Origin of the sequence: Yoonia maritima, from assembly GCF_002933395.1 — a bacterium.
In the GTDB taxonomy this organism is placed as follows: domain Bacteria; phylum Pseudomonadota; class Alphaproteobacteria; order Rhodobacterales; family Rhodobacteraceae; genus Yoonia; species Yoonia maritima_A.
On sequence record NZ_PKFN01000009.1, the window covers coordinates 141,616 to 165,134 of the forward strand.

General features: G+C 51.8%; 24 protein-coding genes. 7 read left to right on the forward strand and 17 right to left on the reverse strand.

Features of this window, described 5'->3' with window-relative positions; translation table 11 throughout:
• Window positions 1–90 precede the first annotated feature (90 nt).
• The 12 genes from CYQ09_RS11860 to CYQ09_RS11915 form a co-directional block, all read right to left on the reverse strand.
• A complete protein-coding gene (locus CYQ09_RS11860) occupies window positions 91–579 on the reverse strand; it encodes an A24 family peptidase (protein ID WP_106745619.1) in 489 nt (162 codons plus the stop codon).
• Between the two features lie 3 nt (window positions 580–582).
• Window positions 583–1,437, reverse strand: coding sequence for a tetratricopeptide repeat protein (locus CYQ09_RS11865; RefSeq protein WP_106745620.1), 855 nt, complete (start codon window positions 1,435–1,437; stop codon window positions 583–585).
• A gap of 29 nt (window positions 1,438–1,466) precedes the next feature.
• The gene (locus tag CYQ09_RS11870) at window positions 1,467–2,000 is read right to left on the reverse strand and encodes a tetratricopeptide repeat protein (protein WP_239495950.1); all 534 of its coding nucleotides are present in this window, start codon (window positions 1,998–2,000) and stop codon (window positions 1,467–1,469) included.
• 29 nt (window positions 2,001–2,029) lie between these two features.
• Entirely contained in the window at window positions 2,030–2,998 is a 969-nt protein-coding gene (locus CYQ09_RS11875) for a type II secretion system F family protein (protein ID WP_106745622.1), read from the reverse strand.
• Between the two features lie 10 nt (window positions 2,999–3,008).
• The gene (locus CYQ09_RS11880) at window positions 3,009–3,974 is read right to left on the reverse strand and encodes a type II secretion system F family protein (RefSeq protein WP_106745623.1); all 966 of its coding nucleotides are present in this window, start codon (window positions 3,972–3,974) and stop codon (window positions 3,009–3,011) included.
• A gap of 6 nt (window positions 3,975–3,980) precedes the next feature.
• Window positions 3,981–5,438: a CpaF family protein gene (locus tag CYQ09_RS11885; RefSeq protein ID WP_106745624.1), complete on the reverse strand. Its 1,458-nt coding sequence runs from the start codon at window positions 5,436–5,438 to the stop codon at window positions 3,981–3,983.
• Window positions 5,439–5,449: 11 nt separating this feature from the next.
• Window positions 5,450–6,691 carry an AAA family ATPase gene (locus CYQ09_RS11890; protein WP_106745625.1) on the reverse strand — a complete coding sequence of 414 codons (1,242 nt, stop codon included), beginning with the start codon at window positions 6,689–6,691 and terminating at the stop codon, window positions 5,450–5,452.
• A 244-nt stretch (window positions 6,692–6,935) separates the two neighbouring features.
• Window positions 6,936–7,580: an OmpA family protein gene (locus tag CYQ09_RS11895; protein ID WP_106745626.1), complete on the reverse strand. Its 645-nt coding sequence runs from the start codon at window positions 7,578–7,580 to the stop codon at window positions 6,936–6,938.
• Between the two features lie 16 nt (window positions 7,581–7,596).
• Window positions 7,597–8,973: a type II and III secretion system protein family protein gene (locus tag CYQ09_RS11900; protein WP_106745627.1), complete on the reverse strand. Its 1,377-nt coding sequence runs from the start codon at window positions 8,971–8,973 to the stop codon at window positions 7,597–7,599.
• 213 nt (window positions 8,974–9,186) lie between these two features.
• The gene (cpaB, locus tag CYQ09_RS11905; protein WP_106745628.1) at window positions 9,187–10,026 is read right to left on the reverse strand and encodes a Flp pilus assembly protein CpaB; all 840 of its coding nucleotides are present in this window, start codon (window positions 10,024–10,026) and stop codon (window positions 9,187–9,189) included.
• A gap of 245 nt (window positions 10,027–10,271) precedes the next feature.
• Window positions 10,272–10,454 (reverse strand): hypothetical protein, encoded by a 183-nt coding sequence (locus CYQ09_RS11910; RefSeq protein ID WP_106745629.1) that lies wholly within the window; start codon window positions 10,452–10,454, stop codon window positions 10,272–10,274.
• Window positions 10,455–10,674: 220 nt separating this feature from the next.
• Complete coding sequence (locus CYQ09_RS11915) at window positions 10,675–10,854, reverse strand: Flp family type IVb pilin (RefSeq protein ID WP_106745630.1); 180 nt, start codon at window positions 10,852–10,854, stop codon at window positions 10,675–10,677.
• Between the two features lie 351 nt (window positions 10,855–11,205).
• Here CYQ09_RS11915 and CYQ09_RS11920 point away from each other — a divergent pair, with 351 nt between their 5' ends.
• A complete protein-coding gene (locus CYQ09_RS11920) occupies window positions 11,206–12,039 on the forward strand; it encodes a lytic transglycosylase domain-containing protein (protein WP_106745631.1) in 834 nt (277 codons plus the stop codon).
• A gap of 41 nt (window positions 12,040–12,080) precedes the next feature.
• Here the strand turns inward: CYQ09_RS11920 and CYQ09_RS11925 are convergent, their stop codons facing one another.
• From CYQ09_RS11925 to tldD, 5 genes are all read right to left on the reverse strand, one after another.
• Window positions 12,081–12,704, reverse strand: coding sequence for a CoA transferase subunit B (locus tag CYQ09_RS11925; protein ID WP_106745632.1), 624 nt, complete (start codon window positions 12,702–12,704; stop codon window positions 12,081–12,083).
• Complete coding sequence (locus CYQ09_RS11930; protein WP_106745633.1) at window positions 12,704–13,408, reverse strand: CoA transferase subunit A; 705 nt, start codon at window positions 13,406–13,408, stop codon at window positions 12,704–12,706. Before CYQ09_RS11930 ends, CYQ09_RS11925 begins: the two co-directional genes overlap by 1 nt.
• Window positions 13,409–13,494: 86 nt before the next feature.
• Window positions 13,495–16,119, reverse strand: coding sequence for a type I DNA topoisomerase (topA, locus tag CYQ09_RS11935; RefSeq protein ID WP_106745634.1), 2,625 nt, complete (start codon window positions 16,117–16,119; stop codon window positions 13,495–13,497).
• 122 nt (window positions 16,120–16,241) lie between these two features.
• The gene (gene dprA, locus CYQ09_RS11940) at window positions 16,242–17,378 is read right to left on the reverse strand and encodes a DNA-processing protein DprA (RefSeq protein ID WP_204353944.1); all 1,137 of its coding nucleotides are present in this window, start codon (window positions 17,376–17,378) and stop codon (window positions 16,242–16,244) included.
• A 265-nt stretch (window positions 17,379–17,643) separates the two neighbouring features.
• Complete coding sequence (gene tldD, locus CYQ09_RS11945) at window positions 17,644–19,065, reverse strand: metalloprotease TldD (RefSeq protein WP_106745635.1); 1,422 nt, start codon at window positions 19,063–19,065, stop codon at window positions 17,644–17,646.
• Between the two features lie 169 nt (window positions 19,066–19,234).
• Here tldD and coxB point away from each other — a divergent pair, with 169 nt between their 5' ends.
• From coxB to CYQ09_RS11975, 6 genes are all read left to right on the forward strand, one after another.
• Window positions 19,235–20,053 carry a cytochrome c oxidase subunit II gene (coxB, locus tag CYQ09_RS11950; protein WP_106745636.1) on the forward strand — a complete coding sequence of 273 codons (819 nt, stop codon included), beginning with the start codon at window positions 19,235–19,237 and terminating at the stop codon, window positions 20,051–20,053.
• 83 nt (window positions 20,054–20,136) lie between these two features.
• Complete coding sequence (gene cyoE, locus CYQ09_RS11955) at window positions 20,137–21,069, forward strand: heme o synthase (RefSeq protein WP_106745637.1); 933 nt, start codon at window positions 20,137–20,139, stop codon at window positions 21,067–21,069.
• Window positions 21,070–21,270: a hypothetical protein gene (locus tag CYQ09_RS11960; protein WP_106745638.1), complete on the forward strand. Its 201-nt coding sequence runs from the start codon at window positions 21,070–21,072 to the stop codon at window positions 21,268–21,270. It abuts the gene before it with no gap.
• A complete protein-coding gene (locus CYQ09_RS11965) occupies window positions 21,267–21,881 on the forward strand; it encodes a cytochrome c oxidase assembly protein (RefSeq protein ID WP_106745639.1) in 615 nt (204 codons plus the stop codon). Before CYQ09_RS11960 ends, CYQ09_RS11965 begins: the two co-directional genes overlap by 4 nt.
• A 25-nt stretch (window positions 21,882–21,906) precedes the next feature.
• The gene (locus CYQ09_RS11970; RefSeq protein WP_106745640.1) at window positions 21,907–22,740 is read left to right on the forward strand and encodes a cytochrome c oxidase subunit 3; all 834 of its coding nucleotides are present in this window, start codon (window positions 21,907–21,909) and stop codon (window positions 22,738–22,740) included.
• Between the two features lie 96 nt (window positions 22,741–22,836).
• On the forward strand, window positions 22,837–23,517 hold the full coding sequence (locus CYQ09_RS11975; protein WP_106745641.1) for an SURF1 family protein: 681 nt from the start codon (window positions 22,837–22,839) through the stop codon (window positions 23,515–23,517).
• The last annotated feature ends 2 nt before the right edge of the window (window positions 23,518–23,519 follow it).

Genomic DNA, 23,519 nt, shown 5'->3' on the forward strand with positions numbered 1-23,519 from the left:
CGATTTTGTATCAACAAGATTGCAGCCTATTGTGGCGAAATAGTGAACAAACATGTGCCTGTAAAAGGCATTGCGCGGTGCACAATTAAGTTAGCGAAAAATTGCTACAACTAATAAATAACACAAAAGGGTGCCGCTAAGGGCAAGACCTTTTGGGAATTTGGACTTTTCCCAGCTTATCCAATTCGGGGCAATTTTTCGTAGGGGGCTGTGTTTTACCACCCTATGGGTAATCAGGGCTGCAATGAGACACGATGCATAGATAAGCATAATGTCCCGAAGATCAGCGACCGATAGCATAGGTGACGCTGCCGCCATAAATTTAACGTCGCCGCCGCCTATGACGCCAGACATCCAAAATAGAATACCAACGGCAAGCACGACAACAAAGTGCGTCCAATGCCACAGATAAAGATCGAAAGGTAACGCAAAAATCCCCAAAATAGCGTAGCTGAGCAAAAGCACGCCGGACGCAAGATTTGGGATTTTCATGACGCGCATATCATTCCATGCGACGAATATCGCGATTGGAATGACTGCTGGCAAAAACCAAAGCGCGGCGTAAGCGGTTAGTCCCATGCTCTAGTTTACCGCGTTGTTTTCGATGGCTTGCAGTGCGCGAACTGCTTCCTCGAAGTGTCTTGGATGCGTTTCAATTGCGTCAGCCAAGAGAGTTTTTCCGGTCGAAATATCGTTTTGCTTAATCGCTGCAAGAGCGAGGGTATAAAGCAATTGAGCACGTTCAACTTGCGTCATCTGCACAACAGGGAGGGTGTACTTTCGCTGTGCGCCCCGTGCGAGCACAAGGTTATTCTTTGCCGTAAAGAGCCTTGGGTCGTGGCGCAACGCGTCAGTAAACAGGCGTTCTGCACCGCGATAATCTCCGCGGGTTAGCTTGGAATAGCCCCAGTTATTATAAACCGATGCAGGGCGCGTTGTTAGCCCGGCTGCTGTTTCATAAAAACTGTCGGCCTTTTCCCATTGCTGGCGGCTATCGGCGACCATCGCTTCAAAGCGGTAGCGCTTAAAGGTTTCATAGGTCGGGGGAACTGTGTTTAATTGCGCTGCTGCGTCATCCCAACGGCTTGCACGGATAAGTGCACCGGCGAGCTCAACAGAGTCTTCACTGGTGGATTCAGGATGGGAAATGACAGTTTCCCACGCCGCGATGCCATCAGGTACACGTCCGGCACGAATAAGTGACGTAGCAAGCCCGCGTTGCAGATCTACTCTTTCAGGGTGGTTTTCGACGGCGTTGGCGAAATAGCGCACAGCCTCTTCAGGGTCGCCGACTGTCAGCATGACCTCGTTGAGGTTAGATTCATCAATGACGTTAATGTCACTCATGGCTTCTTGAACCTGCTCTTCGCCGGATTTTTCGCACGCAGAAAGCAAAATCGTTGCCGTGCATAGCGTCATAATAATAGAGTGGCGCATATTTTTTGCGTCCTTTTGCTGCTCTTATCTTAGAGGTCCGACATGAGCACAAAATCTCCTGCACCACGTCGGATTAGATTAAAGTTCTGATAGTCTTCTAGCACAGTATTGTCAGAGTTTTCCAACATTGTGAGTGCAAGGCGCAGGTTGTCGCGGATTTCGTCCGAGTTTCCGCTATCAGCGGCGTAAGCGCGACGAAAAACTTCGCTAGCTTCAGCTGTTTTCCCTCTCTCCATTAAGACCACACCAAGGTTGTTCCAAGCTGGTGGAAAGCTAGGATCTTCTTCAACAGCGGACCTTAACCAGCGCTCCGCTTGTCCCAGCCTACCTAAGTTTAGATTTGCTGACCCGATTGCCGACATCGTGTCCACGTTCAATCCCTGTTCGAACGCAGCGCGATTGTAAGCTTTGAGAGCGAGTTCGTATTCACCCGCAGCCATGAGGCGATGCCCTACAATGAGTCCATCCGTATCACCCTGCCCAGAAACGCCGGGCGCGTAGACGCCATCGGCCGTTAGATCCAGATTTCCGGAGCAAGCTACGGTGGTTGCGGCAACAAACATCAAGATAGCCACACGAGCTATCATTTGGATTAGGCTCCACCGAAGTTTTTTGCGATCGCGTAGATTGATGGACCGATCAAAATAGCCATAAGTGGTGGTACCGTCAGCATCATAGTAGCGAGAGTCATCTTTGTCGGCAGTTTGTTTGCCTTTTCTTCAGCTCGCATCACGCGTTTATCTCGCATTTCTAGTGAGTAGACCCGGAGGGCGTCTGAAATTGATGTACCAAATTGTTGAGATTGCACGAGCACGGTGACGAAGCTCGTGATATCTTGTACGCCGCAGCGTTCAGCCATGTCTTTTAGAACAGTCGTCTTGTCTTTACCGGCTTTGGTTTCCTGACCAACCATTTCGAACTCGTCGGAAATATCGGGAAACCCCGAACGTAGTTCCGTCGAAACACGTAAAATAGCTTGGTCCATGGATTGACCAGCTTCTACACATACCAGCATGAGATCTAGTGCATCAGGAAAACCATTCTCGATAGCCTCCTGACGGATTGCTTGACGTCGCGTAACCCAGTATTTTGGAAGCATGTAGCCCGCGCCGCCTGGTATCATGATCATTAGCACTAGATCTTGTGTGGTGACGTCGCCTTGAGACATCTTAAATACGGAATATATACCACCGAGAGCCAACCCTAATATACCGAGTGCAAACTGCAAAAAGTGGTAACTTCGTACTGCATTTTTACCACGATACCCGGCTTGCAGTAGCTTGAGCTTAACAGCGGAATATTCATCTTCGTTTTGGGGTTCCAAGAAGCTCGAGTACTTTTCGAGTTTGTCCTTGTTGGTTCCTGAGCGTAGCTTTTCACCCTTCGCGGTTTTTTTCTCAGGTCCTCTACTATTAGATTTTAATCGATCAAGCGGATCTTCTTCTTTCTTTAACAGAACAGGTAGTGCCACTAGCACTAAGAAAAAGCCAATAAGCCCGACGAGGATTAGAAGTGCGTTAGGTCCTAAGAATTCTGTGAGGATTTCTTGAATCGCGTCCATAGCGTGTTCCTTAGACTTTAATATTTACAAGTGATCGCATCACCACAACGTTCAGAACTAGAAAACCTGCAATTACGAAACACGCTGGAATGAACATAGGGCTTTCCATTACTTCGTCAAAATAATCGGGCTTCACCAAAGTGATCAGGATTAACGCAAGCACTGGAAATACTGAGAGAAGATTACCGGACCATTTTGCCTCGGCGGTAATCGCGCTCACACGACGGAACAGACGGAAACGTGCACGAATAACCTTTGCGAGACCATCGAGAATTTCTGCCAAGTTACCACCAGAAGTTTGCTGGATAGTTACGGCCACTGCGAGAAAGCGCATGTCTTGATTGTCAAGCCGCTCGGCCATCGCTTTGAGTGTTTCCCCCATATCGCGACCATAAGCTGCTTCATCGGAAATCATACCAAACTCTGTGCCCAACGGGTCAGCAATTTCATTAGAGACAATTTGTAGTGAGTTCGAAAACGGATGCCCAACACGGAGCGATCGAACCATCAGCTCAACCGCTTCTGGCAGCTGCTCACCAATCATCGTCATCCGTTTCTTAGCTCTACGGCTAATCCAGACATACACGCCACCGACACCCATCAGGATTGCGACTGCTATGCGCACAGGACCGCCAAGCTGCGTCAGCACTGTCAACATGAGAAACGCGACGACGCTAATAACGCCCATCAAAATTAAAATCTGTGGCGGGGTAAAGACGATATTTGCCTTCTGCGCCTTATTCGCGAGCATTGAGTAGATAGGGATGCTTTGCGATCGCATATGTTGCGTCATTTCTTTGCGCAACTGCTCTAGAACTTGCTCGCGGCTTCCACCCTTATCAAGCATTTCTAGGCGACGGTTTACTTTGCCGTCCATGCTAATAGACTTGCCAAAGATAACAAGGTAGACACCCTGAACCATTGCCACAACCGCGACGAAAATAAGAAGATAGATAATAGGAGCGGCAGAAATCATCAGATGTTACTCCGCAACCATTGGTTCAAAGATCGCAGGCGGCAAGTCGTATCCCCATAGCTTAAAGCGTTCGGAAAAGTGGCTGCGCACGCCAGTGGCGGTGAAGTGGCCGATAATTTTGTTATCAGAGGTCAATCCGACACGCTGATAGCGGAAGATTTCTTGCATCGAAATTACATCACCTTCCATCCCTGTGATTTCGGTGATTGAGGTCATGCGACGCGAACCATCTTGAAGTCGAGATGCCTGCACAATCAGGTTGACCGCAGATGAAATTTGGCTTCGCATCGCTTTGATCGGCATTTCAATACCAGCCATCGCGATCATGTTTTCGAGACGAGATACACCATCGCGGGCGCTGTTGGCGTGGATCGTCGTCATTGAACCATCGTGACCAGTGTTCATGGCCTGCAGCATGTCGATAACTTCTTCACCACGGGTTTCCCCAACGATGATACGGTCAGGACGCATACGCAGGGCGTTTTTCAAGCAGTCACGCTGTGAAACCCCACCTTTACCTTCGACGTTTGGTGGCCGGCTTTCCATACGCCCCACATGTGTCTGTTGAAGCTGAAGTTCCGCTGTATCTTCGATTGTGAGGATGCGCTCTGCGTCATCGATAAACCCTGACAACGCGTTCAAAGTTGTCGTTTTACCTGAACCCGTACCACCTGAAACGATGACGTTTAGTCGAGTTGAAACTGCGGCTTGAAGATACGCGGCCATTTCTTCGGTAAAGGCACCGAATTTAACCAATTCTTCGATCCCAAGTTTATCTTTCTTAAACTTACGAATTGAAACTAGGCTGCCATCAACAGCGATTGGTGGAACCATTGCGTTGAAACGGGAACCGTCTGCGAGACGTGCATCAACGTAAGGGTTACTTTCGTCAACACGGCGTCCAACAGCGGACACGATTTTATCAATAATGCGTAGCAGATGTTTTTCGTCTTTAAACGTTACATCGCTTAGCTGCAATTTACCGTCGCGTTCGACAAATACCTGCTGAGGTCCGTTAACCAGAATGTCGTTGACAGAATCGTCTTTCAGAAGAGTTTCTAGCGGCCCAAGACCCGTGACTTCAAAGAACAAATCCTGACTAAGAGTTTGACGTTCATCGCGATTTAGAACGATGCCCATATCTTCGAGCGTTTCGTTCGCAATGGCGTTAATTTCGTTGCGAAGCTCTTGCTCTGATGCAGTTTCGAGCGCCGACAGGTTGAGGTTGTCAAGCAAGGCTTTGTGAAGCTCTAGCTTGATTTCGCCTAAACGTTCTTTGCGGCGTTTTTCTTTGTCAACTGGGCCAGCCTCGGCCGCACGTTTTTCAGGCATAGCCTTCATTAGAGATTTACGTGCTTCGTCGACCTTGGGGGCGGCTGCAGGCGCAACCGCTACTTTAGGGCGCCCAGCGGCTGGCTTAGGTGCGTCTTTGGGGGCATTTGGCTTTTTATATTTCGAAAACATAGTATTGCCTCTTAAGCTCGGGCTTCCGCTTCGGCTTGGTTGACGTCATGCATTGATTTGGCAAGTTTAGCGATTTCTTTGCGTAACGGGTTTTTCGGGATCCCAACTGCCATTGGGGCACCATGGTCGCAGCTTTGCATGACTGGTTTTCCACCATCAGGCATGAGTACGTCGATCGAAATACCCAAGCTATCAGCAAGACGTTTAACACGGCTTTTGCCGTTTAAATCTGTGAAACCAGGTGCGCGGTTCAAAATGAAACGAATTTTCTCAAAGGGAAGGTCTTCAGACTGGAGTGCGCGCTTCAGCCTTAAGGTGTTTTGTGCCGACCGCATGTCTAGCTCAATCATGGCGAAATAGATATGCGCCATTTCTAAAACGGTCTGTGACCATTCGACCATGGTCGAAGGCATATCAATTAGAACATAGTCAAAGTTAACCCGCGCCATTTCAATTACACGTCCGATGTCTTCGGGGGTAATCATATCAAGCGGAATCATATCTGTGGGTGCGGTTAAAACATGAACCTTGTCTTCAAACGTCAACATTGACGCCATGAAAGCCTCTGAATCCATAGATTCGGTATCGGTCAACATTTCCAACACAGTTTCACGGCGCGGCAGATCAAGATACGTCGAGACAGAGCCAAACTGAAAGTCTAAGTCGAGCAGACAAACCTTTGGCGGTTCATCCTTGTCGATGTTCGCAAGTTCCCAAGCCATGTTGACGGCCATCATTGTCGCTCCAGTACCACCGGCGATGCCATGTACGGGAATAACGACACCAGAATGATCTCCACTTGCGTTGAATTGTTTGTCGCCAGGGGCATGTTGTGGCGTGGGTTCAGCGGTAAGCACCCGTTCAATGGCACGGGCCAGTTCATTCTCAGGAAGAGGATAGGGGACAAATTCGTCGCCGCCTTCACGCAATAATTGGTGTAAGGCTGTTGGGCTAACATCTTCAGCTATCAGAATAACTTTTATTCCAACTGATTTGGCGACTGCGATTACCTCAGAAACCAACGGCAAATTGTCTTCGTCGTTGGCGTCCATTGCAATTGTTACAAATTGCAGGCTTCGGGCTTCTTTTTGCCCTAAGAACGCAACTGCATCTTCGAAGCTTAGATCGCCCCAGGCGTCGCCCAATGCTGCTTCCATATCTTCAATTAGCAGATCGAAAATTTGGACGTCTCGGCTGATCGTGCACGCTACAATAGGTGGGGCATCGTGTTGTACGGCCGTGCTATCGGTCATTCTTGGTCGTCCTTATCGCTTCTGTTATTCTATCATAATCTGCACTGGGCTACATGCGCTAGAGCTGTAGAGTACCGTATTCACCACACGTGAGTATAGCGTGAATGGAGTTCACTTTATCCAAGGTAATCGTGTCGAGATTAGGACTAAAACAGCGATAAAATGGGGAATGTCGCAGCTTATGGGTCTAAAAGACTACGTCTGCGCCATAATTATGGTTGGCGCAGACGTGATTTGTAAGCCGTTATTCGCTTATGCCGCCGCCTTCAATGGCGCCAACGCGTGTGGCACTAGTAATATATTCACGATAGATTACTTGGGCGTATTTGCCCTCTATAACCATCGGATCGCTTGCCACAAACCCAGACACCTCCGTGACGGTGCGACGATTGCGGCGCTCACGGTCATTTGTTGCAACCAATGGCTGTGTTTCACCGAATGAGGCTACCGCTTCGAGCCGGCTACGGTCGATGCCCTGAGCCGTCAAGAAGGCAACAACTTTCTGGGCGCGGCGAAGACCTAGGCGACGGTTGTAGGCTTGGCTACCGACAAGATCGGTGTGACCGTAAACCTTAAAGCGTACTTCGGGGAACTGCCGAATCCAATCTGCTTGCAGCGATAGAATCTGGCGGGCGTTTGCGTCCAGTTCAGTTGAATTGAATTCAAACGTTACTGTCGACTCAATCTCAGAGGCGAAGCGGCGCGCAAGATTGACGCGATAGTCCTCTTGCGCAGACTGAACCATCACGTTGTTCATCGTCGCGTTGCCGAACTGGCCATTGTCGATCACGGCTCCGGCTTCGTATTGAAGGCGCGCGTATTCATCGCTGGTTGTTGAGCAACCAGCGAGAAGAGCAGCAGCCATTGCTGTTGTCATAAGTTTTTTCATTGACCTGTGCTCCAATTCATTCGTCCATGACGTAACCGTAAGAACCGCTAAAGTCCTGACGTGCTACCTCACCTGCGCCACCAGGAATCTGGGTGCCAGCTGTTGTTTTACCTAGCAAAAACAGATCGGATTCGCTTGGTAGCCTCACGCGATCGGTTGGAAGTGAAAGCGCTGCGCCACGTGTCGGTGACACCAAGTGCGGCGTTACAATGATCACGAGCTCTGTTTGCTCGCGTTCGTAAGCTGCGCTGCGGAACAGCGCGCCCAGTACTGGAATATCTCCCACCCAAGGAACTTGCTCGCTTAGATCGTTGAAGTCGTCTTGTAGTAGGCCTGCGATAGCAAAGCTTTCACCATCACGCATTTCAACAGTTGTTTTCGTTTCTCTGCGTGTGAAAGCATTGATTGATAGACCATTACCACTCGTAAACGCGTTTGTTGTATCTACTGAAGATACCGCTGCGGCTAACTCGAGGTTGATAATGTCATCATCGATGACTGTCGGTACGAAAAGCAGTTCCACGCCGAACGGTTTGAATTCAACTGTAATCGTGTCTTCATCTTGTGCGACGGGGATCGGATATTCTCCCCCAGCAAGGAAGCTCGCCTCCTGGCCGCTAAGCGCAGTTAGGTTTGGCTCCGCCAATGTTCGAACGACACCACGTGACTCGAGTGCTTCAATCATTAGATTTACGTTCATGTTGCCGGCACCAAATCCGAAGGTCACTGCGCCATTGGCGCCACCTGTAGAAGTTGATGTTGAACCAGAAATGGTTGTTCCGCCAGAGGTGCCACTAACGCCTAGTTGCGCACCAAGAGATTTGCGAACTGAACGCTGCATCTCGGCAAAGCGAACCTGCAGCATAACTTGCTGCGTGCCGCCAACAACCATCAGATTCGAAACGCGATCTGGTGCGTAACGTTGCGCTAATTCAAGTGCGCGATCAAGGCGCGCAATAGAGCTCACTTGACCTGATAGTACGATTCCATCGTTCGCAGTTCGCACTTCGATATTCTCACCCGGTAGAATTTGGGTCAGACGTTCCTTGAACTCTGCCATATCGGGTGCGACATGGATTTCGACATTTGTAATTAGACGCCCATCAGCGCCCAAAAGTGTCAATGTCGTACGGCCTGGTTCCTTACCTAATACGTAGATAGTGCGTTCAGATAAGGATGAGATGTCAGCAATGCCGGGATTGGCAATAGACAATTCCGTAAAGGGTACATCGCTTTCCACCACAACGGCCCGGTTCATCGGGACGCTAAGTGCGCTAGACGCTGCGCCACGTAATACGCGCAACGTTTCTGCTGGTGCCATGGTTGGTGCTGCCGCTGCTAGCGACAACGTCAAGCCGGTAAGTGCGGCTTTAATAAATCTGTCATATTTCATAAGTGACCTGCCTCTCCGATCACGCCTCGTTGTAGGGTCTTAATGCCCATGATTTTTTGACCATGCGGTAGATGCGCATTTATTGCAATAATCAATAGGTTGGAGGCTGAAGCGAATGTGGACAAAGCGCAACACTATCAATCCACGAAAAAAGCGCTCGGGGTGTCCCGAGCGCCTTTTTCAGCTTTATCTATTGTTGTTTAAGGGGTGTTGTCAGTCGTTGCATGGGATTTGAAACTCAACACGTTCCGTTCCCCGTCTCTCGTAGCGATAGCATACTTCTGGTGCCTCCTCCTGCTCCTCGATAACAACATCTTCGATGATTTCTCCAGTCACAGATTGAGTGTCTACTGTAATATTCGAAGCAACTGGGGTGGCGTCTCCAGCGCCAACCAAAGATATTGTAAGTGATCCACTGGCTTGAGCTTGTGTTAGAATTGCTACCTCTTGAGGGGTGACCTGAACGATAATGTTGGTAATGCCGCTACGTGCGCCTTCTTCATCTGGCACAGCGATGATTTCGAGGCTCGACTTGAGCAAGTTTGTTACTTCGCGGCCATTACTTAATCGACCAGTCCAGTATAGATCAATTCGATCATTTGGGCGTAGAGTACCAAATCCGCCAGTGACACGTCCCTGAATGGGGAATGCGCGCATGCCGGGGTCAACAAGTGCTGTGAGGCCACGGCTAGAACCGGGAGCCGCTAATTTGCTTTCAGTTAGGGGCTCATTGGGGGTAATAGGGAGGACAATCACTCGCATTTTCGCGGGCTGCTCTGGCGGGAACAAGCTGTCTTCGTTGCGGACAACTCCTTCGGGTAGGTAATCCTGAGCATATTTTATAACGACAACGTCTTCTGAAGTAATGACTTCGCCATAAGTGAATTCTCGATTTACAGAGTAAACATCCACAGTTTTTACTGCACCGTCACGCTGTTGTTGAGCGCGTGCAAGTTCGTTGTTTTTTTGTTCGATTTGTTGATTCACCATATAGACGGCAAAGCCAGCAAGCGCCATGCCTACAAGTAGAACCAATCCAAAAACTCCGCGCATTATTATATCCTCTGATTTCATTCTGCTGGCAGAACTGCCGACAGTGTTCAGTCAGCTATTTCCCTAGTTTCTCGAGAAACTATTAACACCAGTTTTCTTTAGACTATTCGTGAGGGGGTATACAAGTTTTCAAGCTATGAGAGCGATGGACTAACCTAAGCTGTGGCCAAGATGCACGGCCTTAGGTGCCTAGAGTGTGATGATTGGAAATAGTTAACTTGATATGGCGATTATGCCATTGCAAATTAAAGTCCAAAGTCATGTGTCTCTAGAGTTGTTTCTACTTCGTTTGCCAGACCTGTAGCGCCACCTGAGAAGAGAGTTACAACAACAAGTCCAAGAGTCGTAATTGCTGCGGTTAGGACTACGAAATCGACTGTAACCGCACCATTTTCGTCATGCGCAAAGTTCGATATGTATCGCTTCATTTCGTATTTCTCCCGGCGGACTATGGTGCCCGCATGCCTACGGGGAGCCGTTGAACTTCTATTTCTGAGTTTAGAATCAATGAAAAATGCGGCAAAAATGGGGAGGCGAAGTAGCCATTTCGTGCACTAGTATTGATCATATAAAGTCAAAAGCGCGACACAGTAAGTGACGCGCTTTGGAGGTAATGCGCGCCCATTTGGGCGCGCACAGCACAGTAGCTTATTCAGCTTCCATGTTGTCCAGTGAGTCTTCGATCTCGTTGGCCAGGCCTTTAGCACCAGTTGAGATCGCGCCACCAACAGCAAGACCCAGAACAACGATCGCAGCAGTCAGAACTACGAAGTCAACTGTTACAGCGCCGTCTTCGTCGTTGCGGAAGTTTTTGATAAAGTTAAGCATTTAATTCCCTCCTCAGGGTATCACTAGAGTTTATTTCGTTCCTCGCCAGGTCAGCAGAGCTAAGTCGTTTAGCTGAGCCCCTGTCTTGGATGAGCTTATATAGCCTGTTGATTGGGGCGGGAGTTTGACGCGTTTCGCTCTTTTTGTGCGCGAGCAGTATTTTTGCCTATGATACTATTAACGCTTTGATATTGAATGATATTTACTTGTTTTTGCTAAATACTCATGTGCTCGCGCGTTGCGAATAGGTCTGCAATTTCCCCTAAATGACATAATTGTTCCCGAAATTCTGGCCTTTTGGCGGTTTTCTGCCATGGTCGACGACATAAAAAATGACGAGCAGGACGACAGATGAATCGACAGATTCCTTTTTTTTTGGCTCTGGCCCTCTCTATGTGCGCCGTTCCCGCATTGGGAGAGGTGGAGCGCTTGCAGCCTGATTTTACGTTTCGGCGTGTTGCGGTACCATCTGGCAACGCTGGCAGTCGCATTAATGTTCAGATTGATCCTAACGCTCCGCGTCTTGGGCCCGTTTATTCGGACGAGCCTGAACCAGAACCGGTCTCTGCGCCTATCATCGCGCCGCCAGTGTCTGGGGCAGAGTGGTTCTGGGAAGGTGTATCGTATGGCCTTTCAGATTCGTCCCCTGCGCGTTTAGAACGTGCGATGCAGCAGATTAACAACCCGCCAGCTGGAAAAGGCGTGTCAGCGCCTCGTTTGCAAAGCCTCCAAAACATTGCAGATGCGCATGGGCTTGCGATTCTAAAGGAAACGGTTGGTACTGATGTGTCCCCGGCGCTTGTCCTTGCGGTGATTTCGGTTGAGAGCGCAGGACGGACCGACGCGGTGAGTAGTGCAGGTGCCACTGGGTTAATGCAGCTCATGCCCGCGACGGCAACTCGGTTTGGCGTCACAGATAGGACCGATGCTGCCGACAATATCAAAGGTGGAGTCGCCTATCTAGATTGGCTGCTGAATGAATTCGGAAATGATCCTGTGCTCGTGCTGGCTGGTTATAATGCGGGCGAGGGCAACGTGCGCCGACATGCGGGTGTGCCGCCATTCTCGGAAACACGTGCTTATGTGCCCAAGGTGCTGGCCGCGTGGCAAGTCGCCAAGGGCCTATGCCGCACGCCACCTGAACTGATCACAGATGGCTGTGTTTTTAACGTCAACGGAATTTAGCGTTTAGAGGCGTCTATATAATGTAGACGCCTCTAACTATATTATACGATGGTTGCCTCGGTTGCGGCCCGCAGTTCTTCCTCGGTTACGCCGTCCGCGCATTCAACGATCTTTAGCCCACCTTCGACGACATCAAGCACGCCAAGGTTCGTGATGATCCGATCAACCACTGCTTTGCCTGTCAGCGGAAGGGTGCATTCCTTAAGAAGCTTGCTGTCACCATGTTTGTTGGTGTGGTCCATAACTACGATTACACGACCAACGCCTGCGACCAGATCCATCGCACCGCCCATACCTTTGACGAGCTTGCCGGGAATCATCCAGTTTGCGAGGTCCCCGTTTTCAGCAACTTCCATTGCACCAAGAATCGCAGCAGCGATCTTACCACCACGGATCATACCGAATGATGTGGCACTATCGAAATAGGCTGTGCGGTTCAGTTCTGTAATCGTTTGCTTGCCCGCGTTAATCAGGTCGGGGTCTTCGTCGCCTTCAAACGGGAAGGGGCCCATGCCCAGCATGCCGTTTTCAGACTGAAGCGTAATGTCTTTGTCGCCGACGTAGTTGGCGACCAAGGTCGGGATTCCGATCCCAAGGTTCACGTACCAGCCGTCTTGCAGTTCCTCTGCTGCCCGTGCGGCCATCTGATTTCGATCCCAAGGCATTATGCTTCCTCCCGCTTGCGTGTCGTACGCTGTTCAATCCGTTTCTCGTGATCGCCTTGAATAATGCGATGCACATAGATGCCGGGCAGGTGGATATGATCAGGGTCGAGGGACCCCGTAGGTACGATCTCTTCGACCTCGACAACACATGTCTTGCCGCACATGGCGGCAGGTGGGTTAAAGTTACGGGCGGTCTTGCGGAAGATCAGGTTACCTGTTTCGTCCGCTTTCCAAGCCTTCACAATGGCCAGATCAGCAAAGATGCCTTCTTCCATGATGTAGGTCTCGCCGTTGAAGTCTTTGTGTTCCTTGCCTTCTGCGATCACTGTGCCGACGCCGGTCTTTGTATAGAAACCGGGGATGCCGCAGCCGCCAGCGCGCATGCGCTCGGCCAATGTGCCTTGGGGATTGAATTCAAGCTCAAGTTCGCCTGACAGATACTGACGCATAAATTCTGCGTTTTCACCGACATAAGAGCTGATCATCTTTTTGACTTGGCGGGTCTGCAAAAGGATGCCGATGCCAAAATCATCTACACCAGCGTTATTGCTTGCAAAGGTAAGGTCCTTGGTTCCGGCGCCTTTGATGGCACCAAGCAGTAGCTCTGGAATACCGCAGAGCCCAAACCCCCCGGCGGCAATAAACATGCCGTCAAACAAAAGCCCATCTAGGGCCTCGGCGGCATTTGGATAGATTTTCTTCATTTACGATCTCCCCCCATTTCATGATGAGCCAAAGCGTGGCCCGCAAATGGGGGGAAGTCAATGAATATGCTGCGCTGCGGCAAGTGCTATTTTTTAGCTGCCGGTTTCTTTTTCGCAGCGGGCTTCTTTGCCGCAGGTTTTTTGGCAGCCGGTTTTTTCGCAGGGGCCTTTTTCTTGGCTGCCGGCTTTTTCTTACCTGACTTTGCGGCACGTTCGTCGATCAGGTGCACTGCTTGGGCAAGGGTCAGATCAGCGGGTGGAATTTCTTCTGGAATGGTCGCGTTGATCTTTTCCCACTTCACATAGGGGCCGTATTTACCGTCATAGATATTCACCGGTCCGCCAGCCTCTGGGTGTTCACCCAGTTCGTGGATTGGCACGGCGGCTTTGCCACGGCTGCCACGGCTGGCGACTTTTTCTGCCAGCAACTGCACCGCATGGTTCATGCCGACGGTCCAAACATCCTCGATGCTTTCGAGGTTGGCGTTTGTGCCACCTTTAAATGAAGTGTTTTCCGCATGCTTAAGGTAGGGACCATAGCGGCCCAAGTTTGCCCAGACATTCACCCCATCTTCTGGATGTGTGCCAATCAGACGTGGCAGTTCTAGCAGGCGCAATGCCTCCTCGATCCCGATCTCTTCAGGGTTCCAGCCTTCGGGCACACCTTGGCGTGGTGGCTTTTTGTTGTCTTCGGTTGCTTCACCGCGCTGCACGTAGGGGCCAAAGCGGCCTTTGAATACGCGAATTGGATCGCCCGCGTCTTCGCCTAGTAGTTTCCCATCTGGTGGAATGGCAGACGCTTCGGCCTCTGGGTTTGGAGGGCCGAATGGGCGGGTATAGCGGCATTCGGGGTAGCTGGAACAACCGATGAACGCCCCGCCGGAACGCGCGGTGCGCATCGACAAGCGGCCAACCCCACAGTTCGGACAAAGGCGCGGATCGCTGCCGTCTTCGGTCGGTGGGAACAGATGCGGTTCAAGCACCTCGTTGATTTTCTCAAGAACCTCGGTGATCCGCAGGTCTGCAGTTTCGGCAATCGCAGCCGAGAAATCACGCCAGAACCGTTCCAGCACTTTCTTATAGTCGGCATCGCCCGCACTGACTTCGTCCAACTGGTTTTCCAGATCGGCGGTAAAATCATAGCCGATGTATTTGCGGAAATAGTTCGACAGGAACGCAGTAACCAAACGGCCCTTATCTTGGGGGATCAGCCGGTTCTTCTCTTTCTCAACATAGCCGCGATCCTGAATTGTGGTCACGATCGACGCGTATGTTGATGGGCGGCCGATGCCCAGTTCTTCCATCCGCTTAACAAGCGTGGCTTCGGTGTAGCGGGGTGGCGGCTGCGTAAAGTGCTGTTCGGGCGTGACCGATTTCTTTTCGGCTTTTTCGCCTTCGGTCAGTTGTGGCAGACGTTTATCATCGTCATCAACAACAGCGTCGTCTTTGCCTTCTTCATAAATCGCGATGAAGCCGTCAAACACCATCACCTGACCATTGGCACGCATGATGACCTGTTCGTCAGCACTGGCGATATCGACGGTGGTCCGTTCAAAACGTGCGGCGGACATCTGGCTGGCAAGCGTACGCTTGTAGATCAAATCATATAGCTTGCGCTGATCAGCGTCTTTGATGTTCGCATCGTCACTGGCCAGCATCATATCCGTTGGGCGGATACATTCGTGGGCCTCTTGTGCGTTCTTTGCTTTGTTTTTGTAAACGCGTGCCGATTCAGGCATGTATTTTTCGCCGAACTTGGCTTTGATCGCGTCGCGCGCACCGGTCACGGCCTCTGGGGCCATGTCGATGCCATCGGTACGCATATAGGTGATCAATCCGGCCTCGTACAAACGCTGTGCGACGCTCATCGTTTGGCGCGCGCCCATGCCGAACTTGCGGCTGGCCTCTTGCTGTAAGGTCGAGGTCATAAACGGAGGAGAGGGGTTGCGTGTACCCGGCTTGGCCTCGACTGATTTGACCGTCAGATCGCGCGAGTTGATCGCCTGCACAGCCATTTCGGCCTGTGTTTCGTTGCCAAGGTCAAACTTATCCAGCTTTTTGCCTGCAAGCGTCGTGAGGCGAGCCTCAAACGTTTGGCCGCGCGGTGACGTCAGCAGTGCTTTAACAGTCCAGTACTCTTGGTTCCGGAACGCTTCGATCTCCATTTCGCGTTCACAAATTAGGCGCAAAGTGACTGATTGCACGCGGCCAGCGGATTTCGCACCAGGCAATTTGCGCCACAAAACAGGCGAAAGGTTAAAACCGACCAAGTAGTCCAGTGCGCGGCGGGCAAGATATGCCTCGACCAGTGGCGCGTCGACTTGGCGGGGATTTTTCATCGCCTCAAGAATCGCATTTTTAGTAATCGCGTTGAACACGACCCGGCTGACGGGCGTATCTTTCTTGATCGCCTTACGTGACGTTAAAGCCTCGGTCAGGTGCCAGCTAATCGCTTCTCCTTCGCGGTCGGGGTCGGTCGCGAGGATCAGTTCGTTGTCGTTTTTCAACGCGTCTACGATGGCTTTGATGTGCTTTTTGCTATCGCTGGCGATTTCCCATTTCATGTCGAAATCATCATCGGGCAGGACCGATCCATCCTTTGGGGGAAGGTCGCGCACGTGGCCATAAGACGCTAAAACTGTATAATCCTTACCAAGATAACCTTCGATTTTCTTGGCTTTGGCCGGTGACTCGACAACGACAACTGGCATGAGAATCCTTTAAACGGATGATGTGCGATATAGTGGCGCAAGATGTGGGCTGTCGTATGGGATTGTCAATGCGCCCTTTGTGCATGTCTGGATTCCACCCGGATTTAGCCGATTTAGCAGGGTCAGTTCGTGACCGCTGCCCAGAGCCCACCGGGCTGTCGTGCAATCCGCCCGTCAAGTTCAAGATCGACCAAGACGGGCGCGACCTTTGCAGGCGAAGCGGCGACATCACGTAATAATTGATCTTCGGCAATTGGCGCGGGGCCAAGGCGAGATAGGATTTCGTCATGCAAAGCTGCGGTTTGCCGCAGAGGCCGTTTGGGGGGCGGTGGTGGAGCAAGTGGGAGTTCGGGCATGTCGTTCACGACAGGCGATAATGCTTCGATCACGTCGGCCGCATTGCGCACCAGCGTTGCGCCGTCACGCAGCAGCATATTGCAGCCAGCCGCACGCGCATCAAACGGGTGTCCGGGCACGGCGAATACATCGCGTGCTTGATCAAGCGCGTTGCGGGCGGTGATCAGGCTACCCGACTTCGCCGCGGCTTCGACCACGACGACTGCCTGCGCCATGCCGGATATGATCCGATTGCGTGCTGGAAAATGCCGCGCCTGCGGTTGCATGCCCATCGGCATTTCCGAAATGCGCAGGCCTTTTCGGGCAATGTCATGTGCAAGTTGAGTGTTTTCAACAGGGTATATCGTATCGACGCCGCCGGCTTGCACTGCAATAGTTCCGCCTGAAAGGGCCGCAATATGCGCTGCTGTGTCGATTCCACGCGCAAGGCCGGACACCACAGCGAAACCGGCCTCGGCCAATTCGGCAGACAATTTTTTCGCCATACGTGTCCCGAGGGAAGAAGCATTGCGCGCGCCGACCAGCGCGATCATCGGGCGCGATAGCAGTTCAAGATTACCAAGCACCCATATCATTGGCGGGGCGTCGGCGATATTGTGTAGGTGCGCAGGATACTGTGGGTCCGTGTCTGTAATCAGGTGGGCGCCAGCGGCGCGCCCTGCTTTTAATTCGGCTTGGGCGACACCAATGGGGCAAGTTTCATAACCCTTTTCGCCTGCTTCACTCGCGATCTGTGGCAGGGCATCTAGCGCCTTTTGCGCGCTGCCATGTTCTGACAGCAGCCGACGATATGTCGCGATTCCGACCCGGCGTGAACGCAATAGGCGAAGCCGGTTGACCCGATCCTCTTCCGTGGTGGGTAGGAGTGGGGGGTGATTGGAAGAATTGCGTGTTCCGGTCATCCTGATTCTCCGCCTATTGCGAGATCAGGTTTAAGGTTACTCGGTTAATGAGGTATGAATCGTTTCGTCGAATTTCCGGTAGCGTATGACGTGGCCTTAAGTAGCTGATATTGCTGTTGAACATGGTGTCACACTGCGTACAGAACCTGTGCACACCGCGTATGCACATCTGTACTGCTGCCGTCGTTTTCAACTTTTTGTCGAATCGGAGCCCTTAGTCGCGGCCCTGCCAGCAATGCACACTGGCAGGAGGTGAGCGGTAAGCTTAAGAAGCGGCGCCACCAATCGTCAGCCCACCAATCATTAGGCTTGGCTGACCGACGCCAACGGGCACCCATTGTCCGGCCTTGCCGCAATTGCCGATGCCAGGGTCAAGCTGCATGTCGTTGCCGATCCCGCGAATCTGTTTGAGCGCTGTTGCGCCGTCACCGATGAGGGTTGCTCCTTTGACGGGCGCGCCGACCACGCCATTTTTAACGCGGTAAGCTTCGGTGCAGGAAAACACAAATTTGCCGTTAGTGATATCGACCTGCCCCCCGCCGAATCCGACTGCATAGATGCCGTCCTTTAGATCTGCGACAAGGCTTTCGGGGCTGGCATTGCCCGACAACATATAAGTGTTGGTCATGCGGGGCATTGGTGCGTGGGCATAGCTTTCGCGGCGTCCGTTACCTGTGGGTGCGACGCCCATCAGGCGGGCGTTTTGGCGGTCTTGCATATAGCCGACTAGAACGCCGTCTTCGATTAGCGTGTTCTTGGCGCTGGGCGTGCCTTCGTCGTCGACGGTGAGCGAACCGCGGCGGTCGGGAATCGTGCCGTCATCCAGAACGGTTACGCCTTTGGCCGCAATTTGTTGGCCCATAAGCCCCGCAAATGCAGACGACCCTTTGCGGTTAAAGTCACCTTCAAGCCCGTGGCCGATCGCCTCGTGCAGGAGGATACCGGGCCAGCCTGGCCCGAGGACAACATCCATAACGCCTGCTGGGGCTGGCTCTGCATCAAGGTTCACGAGTGCGATGCGCAATGCTTCGCGGGCGACAGGTTCCCAGTGATCGCGGCCTATCAGGCCGATCAGGCCAGCGCGCCCGCCGCCGCCCATTGATCCACTTTCACGTTGGCCGTTTTCTTCGACGATTACGCTGATGTTGAGTCGGGACATGGGCCGCGTATCTGTGACCAAGGTTCCCTCGGGTCTTAGGATCAGGACCTCTTGGTGGGATGCGGCCAAGGTGGCGGAAACTTGCACGACCCGGGGGTCGAGCGCGCGGGCAAACGCGTCAATTTCGCGTAATACGTCGATTTTCGCGGGGAATGTCGCTTGCAGCATCGGGTCGGCATCTGAATAAAGTTTGCGATTAGTGCCGACGGGGGCGGGGGCCATCGTGCCGCCGCCATCGCCGACAGCAAGGCGGGCTGTCGAAACCGCGCGGCGCAATGCATGTTCATCTATGGTCGTCGAATGTGCGTATCCTGCAGTTTCACCGCGTACCGCGCGCAGGCCGAAACCTTCGGATGCATCAAAGCTTGCCGTCTTAACGCGCCCATCATCAAAGGACAAAACTTCGGATTTACGACGCTCTAGAAACAGTTCTCCGTCGTCTGCACCATGAGTGGCTTCGCGCAGCAGCGATAGCGCGCTTTCGCGATCAAGGTTTGTTTCAAAAGGACGGAAGGGGTCAGCGGACATTCAAATTTCCTTAGTCATGCGCAATTTATCGACAAAAGCGGCTCTTTGCCGCAACAGCAGTTCTTGAGTTGTTCATCAAGATATGGGACATGAGCGGTCAGATACAACGGGATTCCTTGCGAAGCTCCGTTCCAGACGCGCCTGAGGCGCAACGATGTTAGGGTAGAATATGCGACTGAAAACCTTTGCGACCTCACTCTGGGCCACGACTGGCCTGATTATGGCTGGTGCGTCCGCGACAGCGCAGGAAGTGAATCAGGAACTGGAAATTGTTGGTCACCCGATCAACGGTGCGACTGGTTTTCAGCCCGCCGCAACAGAATTAGCCCGTGATGCACAGTGGCTGGACGGTATGCTGCTGGTGATCATTACGATTATTACGCTGTTTGTAACCGGTTTGCTGGCATGGGTCCTTATCCGGTATAACCAAAAACGTCAGCCAACGCCTGCGGGCTTTACGCACCACACCCCGCTTGAAATTGCTTGGACGGTCGTGCCGATTGTGATTTTGATTATCATTGGTTCGTTTTCGATGCCTGTTTTGTTCAAACAGCAAACGATCCCTGAAGGCGACATCAACATCAAAGTAACGGGTTACCAGTGGTACTGGGGCTACGAATATGTTGACGAAGGTGTTGAGTTCGAAAGCTTCCTTTTGGCACGTGATGAACTTGAAGACTTTGGTTACAGCCAAGATGAGTATCTTTTGGCGACAGATACCGCCGTTGTTGTTCCCGTGAATTCAACAGTGGTTATGCAGTTGACGGGTGCAGATGTTATTCACTCTTGGACGATCCCAGCATTTGGCGTGAAGCAAGATGCGGTTCCTGGCCGTTTGTCACAGCTTTGGTTTTCGGCCGAACGCGAAGGTGTCTTTTTCGGTCAGTGTTCTGAACTGTGTGGTAAAGATCACGCCTACATGCCGATCACTGTCAAAGTTGTAAGCCAAGACACTTATGACGCGTGGCTTGCCGAAGCAAAATCCTAAGAGCTGGGGTGGATCGAGATCCACCCTACGCCAGATCAACCATGTAAGGTGGATTTCAATCCACCCATGCGGAAAGGTCCAGCATGAGCGACATCAGCGTACAAGACAGCAGCTATGAGGCTAATATGGGCGATTACTTCGCGCTATTAAAGCCGCGCGTCATGTCGTTAGTTGTGTTTACTGCGCTTGTCGGATTGTTGGTTGCTCCTCTTCCTGTTCATCCGTTTATTGGGTTCGTAAGCATTCTTTGCATTGCAGTCGGTGCTGGTGCGTCAGGTGCGTTGAATATGTGGTGGGATGCTGACATCGACCGCTTGATGAAACGTACTGCGACACGCCCGATCCCGTCGGGACGTGTTGAACCGGGCGAAGCGCTGGGCATTGGTTTGGCGCTGTCTGGTTTTGCTGTTGTTCTTTTGGCGCTTGCGACGAATTTTGTGGCGGCTTTCCTTCTTGCCTTTACCATCTTCTTTTACGCTGTTGTCTATTCGATGTTCCTTAAGCGGTCCACGCCGCAGAACATCGTGATTGGCGGCGCGGCTGGTGCGTTCCCTCCGATGATTGGGTGGGCGGTTGCGACTGGTGGGGTTAGCATTGAAAGCATCCTGATGTTTGCGTTGACCTTTATGTGGACACCACCACATTTTTGGGCGCTCGCGCTGTTTGTAAAGTCTGACTATGGCAACGCTGGTGTGCCAATGCTGACCGAAACGCATGGGCGTGATGCAACGCGCCGACACGTGCTGATTTATACACTGCTGCTTGTTCCTGTTGCTCTTGGGCTGGGGTTAACCTCAATTGGTGGTCCAATCTATATGGCCGTGGCTGTAGTGATGAATGCTTGGTTTCTTAAAGGTGCTATCGATATCTATCGTCGCGATGATGCGGCATGCGAAGCAGATAAGCACAAAGTCGAAATCGGCGTTTTCAAAGTGTCGTTATACTATCTCTTTGCTCACTTTTGCGCGCTGCTTCTTGAGGCTGCGCTGCGCCAATACGGGCTTGGGGGCTGGTAGATGACGTTTAAAGTAGAACACGAAGTCCACGGACGCCGCAAAAACCGCAACTACGGGGTTTTGATGCTTTTGATCGGCTTTGTTGCGATTGTTTTCGGATTGACGGTTGTAAAGGTGCTTCAGCTTGGCGACGCGCGCCAGTTCGAGACGTTCGATCACGTTGCGCGTCCTCAGATCGAACCACAAGAGGGATCCGAATGAAGTTTTTCCCGAATCTTCCAGCGACACAACGCACCGCGCTTATGGCAAGCGCTGTCGTGGTGATGATGGGTGGCTTGGCTTATGCTTCGGTGCCGTTCTACGACTGGTTTTGCCGTGTCACCGGTTTTGGTGGTATCACGAACGTCGCCGATGCTGGCAGTGATGTGATTCTAGATCAGACCATTAAGGTCCGTTTTGATGCATCGACGGATCGTGACATGCCCTGGAGCTTTTCACCTGAAGTGCGCGAAATGGAGTTGCGGATCGGTGAAACCGGGTTGGCCTATTACGAAGCACATAATCCGCTGGATGTGCCTATCGCGGGGCAAGCCGCGTATAATGTGACACCATATGAAGCTGGTGTATTCTTTGATAAGATTGAATGCTTTTGCTTTACCGAACAGGTGTTGCAGCCAGGCGAAACGGTGATGATGCCGGTCAGCTTTTTTGTGGACCCAGCGATCGTTGATGACCGCGAAGGTAAATATGTTCATACGATCACGCTAAGCTATACTTTCTACCAAATCGACCTACCCGAGGAAGATCTGCAAGCTGCGGTGACGTCCTCGACTTTGACAACGGCGCCGCAAGACGCCATAGAAACGAACTAACGACCAGCCGATAGGGACGCACCACATGGCGCATGCAAAAAATCACGATTATCACATTCTGCCACCTTCGATTTGGCCAATGTTTGGCGGTATTGGCGCATTTGTCATGCTGTTGGGTGCCGTCGGTTGGATGGCTGGCCCGATGCCAATGTTCTTTGGTGCGGTGACTGTTTCAGGCCCTTACATGTTCTTGATCGGCCTCGCTGCCGTTCTTTACGTCATGTATGCTTGGTGGGCTGAAGTTGTCGCCGAAAGCCGCGTTGGCGATCATACGCCAGTTGTGCGTATCGGCCTGCGCTACGGTTTCATCATGTTCATCATGTCCGAAGTCATGTTCTTCGCTGCTTGGTTCTGGTCTTTCTTTAAACACGCAATGTACCCAATGGGCCCAATGAGCCCACTTCAGGATGGCGTTTGGCCACCTGCTGGGATTGAAACATTTGATCCTTGGCACCTGCCACTGATCAACACGTTGATCCTATTGTGTTCAGGTGCTGCTGCGACTTGGGCGCACCACGCGCTGGTTCACGAAAACAACCGCCAAGACATGAAGTGGGGCCTGATCCTTGCTGTGGTATTGGGCGGCGTGTTTACCGTGTTCCAAATCTATGAATATAGCCACGCGACCTTTGGTTTCGGCGGGAATATCTATGGCGCGAACTTCTTTATGGCGACAGGGTTCCACGGTGCACACGTTTTCATCGGGACAATCTTCTTGCTGATCTGCCTGATCCGTCTGCAAAAGGGTGACTTTACGCCTGAAAAGCACATCGGCTTCGAAGCCGCCGCTTGGTACTGGCATTTTGTTGACGTCGTGTGGTTGTTCCTGTTCGCAGCTGTCTACGTCTGGGGCGGCTAATAAGACTAAATCGGTCCGTAGGGTGGGTCTTGACCCACCACCCCTGATACCAAACGCGCGGGGCTTCTCGCGCGTTTTTCTCATTAAGGGCGCAAAATGCTGCGTAAGTTGATCTTTCCTCTTCTTCTTGGAATCGCGGGCTGTGGGGTTCTTATCAGCCTTGGCGTCTGGCAGGTGCAGCGCCTTGCTTGGAAAGAGGCAATCTTGGCGGAGCTTGATAGCCGCCTGACTGGTGCACCGCAGCCTTTTGATTTTAGCGCCACAGAAGAAATCAACGAATACACGCGGGTCACATTGTCTGGCACACCCAGCGGTGAAGAGCTGCATGTGCTGACGTCTGGAACTGCTGCGGGAACTGGCTACCGCGTTATTTCGAAATTTACGCTTGATGACGGAAACGACATTCTTCTTGATCTTGGTCTTTTGCCGCTCGACATCAAAGATACCGCGCCGCTGATCGCGCCGATGCAGATCACGGGTACTTTGCTTTGGCCGGATGATCAAAACAGCAGCACGCCCGATCCTGACACCACCAAAAACATCTGGTTTGCGCGTAATGTCGAAATGATGTCCGCGGCTCTGACGACCCAGCCATTTATGGTTGTCGTTAGCACGGCAACACCCGCTGATCCGCGACTAACACCTTTGCCTGTGGAAACTTCGGGCATAAAGAACGATCACCTTGAATACGCGATTACTTGGTTCTTGCTGGCTATTGTTTGGGCTGCCATGACTATGTTTCTTATCTTCCGTACGACCCGCCAAAAGGACGTCTGACC

Coding starts and splice junctions, on each gene's coding strand:
- CYQ09_RS11890 (WP_106745625.1), bottom strand. CDS start 6,691: ATGACCGATAGCACGGCCGTACAACACGATGCCCCACCTATTGTAGCG.
- CYQ09_RS11970 (WP_106745640.1), top strand. CDS start 21,907: ATGGCGCATGCAAAAAATCACGATTATCACATTCTGCCACCTTCGATT.
- CYQ09_RS11925 (WP_106745632.1), bottom strand. CDS start 12,704: ATGCCTTGGGATCGAAATCAGATGGCCGCACGGGCAGCAGAGGAACTG.
- tldD (WP_106745635.1), bottom strand. CDS start 19,065: ATGTCCGCTGACCCCTTCCGTCCTTTTGAAACAAACCTTGATCGCGAA.
- CYQ09_RS11915 (WP_106745630.1), bottom strand. CDS start 10,854: ATGCTTAACTTTATCAAAAACTTCCGCAACGACGAAGACGGCGCTGTA.
- CYQ09_RS11930 (WP_106745633.1), bottom strand. CDS start 13,408: ATGAAGAAAATCTATCCAAATGCCGCCGAGGCCCTAGATGGGCTTTTG.
- dprA (WP_204353944.1), bottom strand. CDS start 17,378: ATGACCGGAACACGCAATTCTTCCAATCACCCCCCACTCCTACCCACC.
- CYQ09_RS11885 (WP_106745624.1), bottom strand. CDS start 5,438: ATGTTTTCGAAATATAAAAAGCCAAATGCCCCCAAAGACGCACCTAAG.
- CYQ09_RS11975 (WP_106745641.1), top strand. CDS start 22,837: ATGCTGCGTAAGTTGATCTTTCCTCTTCTTCTTGGAATCGCGGGCTGT.
- CYQ09_RS11920 (WP_106745631.1), top strand. CDS start 11,206: ATGAATCGACAGATTCCTTTTTTTTTGGCTCTGGCCCTCTCTATGTGC.
- CYQ09_RS11910 (WP_106745629.1), bottom strand. CDS start 10,454: ATGAAGCGATACATATCGAACTTTGCGCATGACGAAAATGGTGCGGTT.
- CYQ09_RS11860 (WP_106745619.1), bottom strand. CDS start 579: ATGGGACTAACCGCTTACGCCGCGCTTTGGTTTTTGCCAGCAGTCATT.
- CYQ09_RS11870 (WP_239495950.1), bottom strand. CDS start 2,000: ATGTTTGTTGCCGCAACCACCGTAGCTTGCTCCGGAAATCTGGATCTA.
- CYQ09_RS11960 (WP_106745638.1), top strand. CDS start 21,070: ATGACGTTTAAAGTAGAACACGAAGTCCACGGACGCCGCAAAAACCGC.
- CYQ09_RS11900 (WP_106745627.1), bottom strand. CDS start 8,973: ATGAAATATGACAGATTTATTAAAGCCGCACTTACCGGCTTGACGTTG.
- CYQ09_RS11880 (WP_106745623.1), bottom strand. CDS start 3,974: ATGATTTCTGCCGCTCCTATTATCTATCTTCTTATTTTCGTCGCGGTT.
- coxB (WP_106745636.1), top strand. CDS start 19,235: ATGCGACTGAAAACCTTTGCGACCTCACTCTGGGCCACGACTGGCCTG.
- cpaB (WP_106745628.1), bottom strand. CDS start 10,026: ATGCGCGGAGTTTTTGGATTGGTTCTACTTGTAGGCATGGCGCTTGCT.
- topA (WP_106745634.1), bottom strand. CDS start 16,119: ATGCCAGTTGTCGTTGTCGAGTCACCGGCCAAAGCCAAGAAAATCGAA.
- CYQ09_RS11875 (WP_106745622.1), bottom strand. CDS start 2,998: ATGGACGCGATTCAAGAAATCCTCACAGAATTCTTAGGACCTAACGCA.
- CYQ09_RS11965 (WP_106745639.1), top strand. CDS start 21,267: ATGAAGTTTTTCCCGAATCTTCCAGCGACACAACGCACCGCGCTTATG.
- CYQ09_RS11865 (WP_106745620.1), bottom strand. CDS start 1,437: ATGCGCCACTCTATTATTATGACGCTATGCACGGCAACGATTTTGCTT.
- CYQ09_RS11895 (WP_106745626.1), bottom strand. CDS start 7,580: ATGAAAAAACTTATGACAACAGCAATGGCTGCTGCTCTTCTCGCTGGT.
- cyoE (WP_106745637.1), top strand. CDS start 20,137: ATGAGCGACATCAGCGTACAAGACAGCAGCTATGAGGCTAATATGGGC.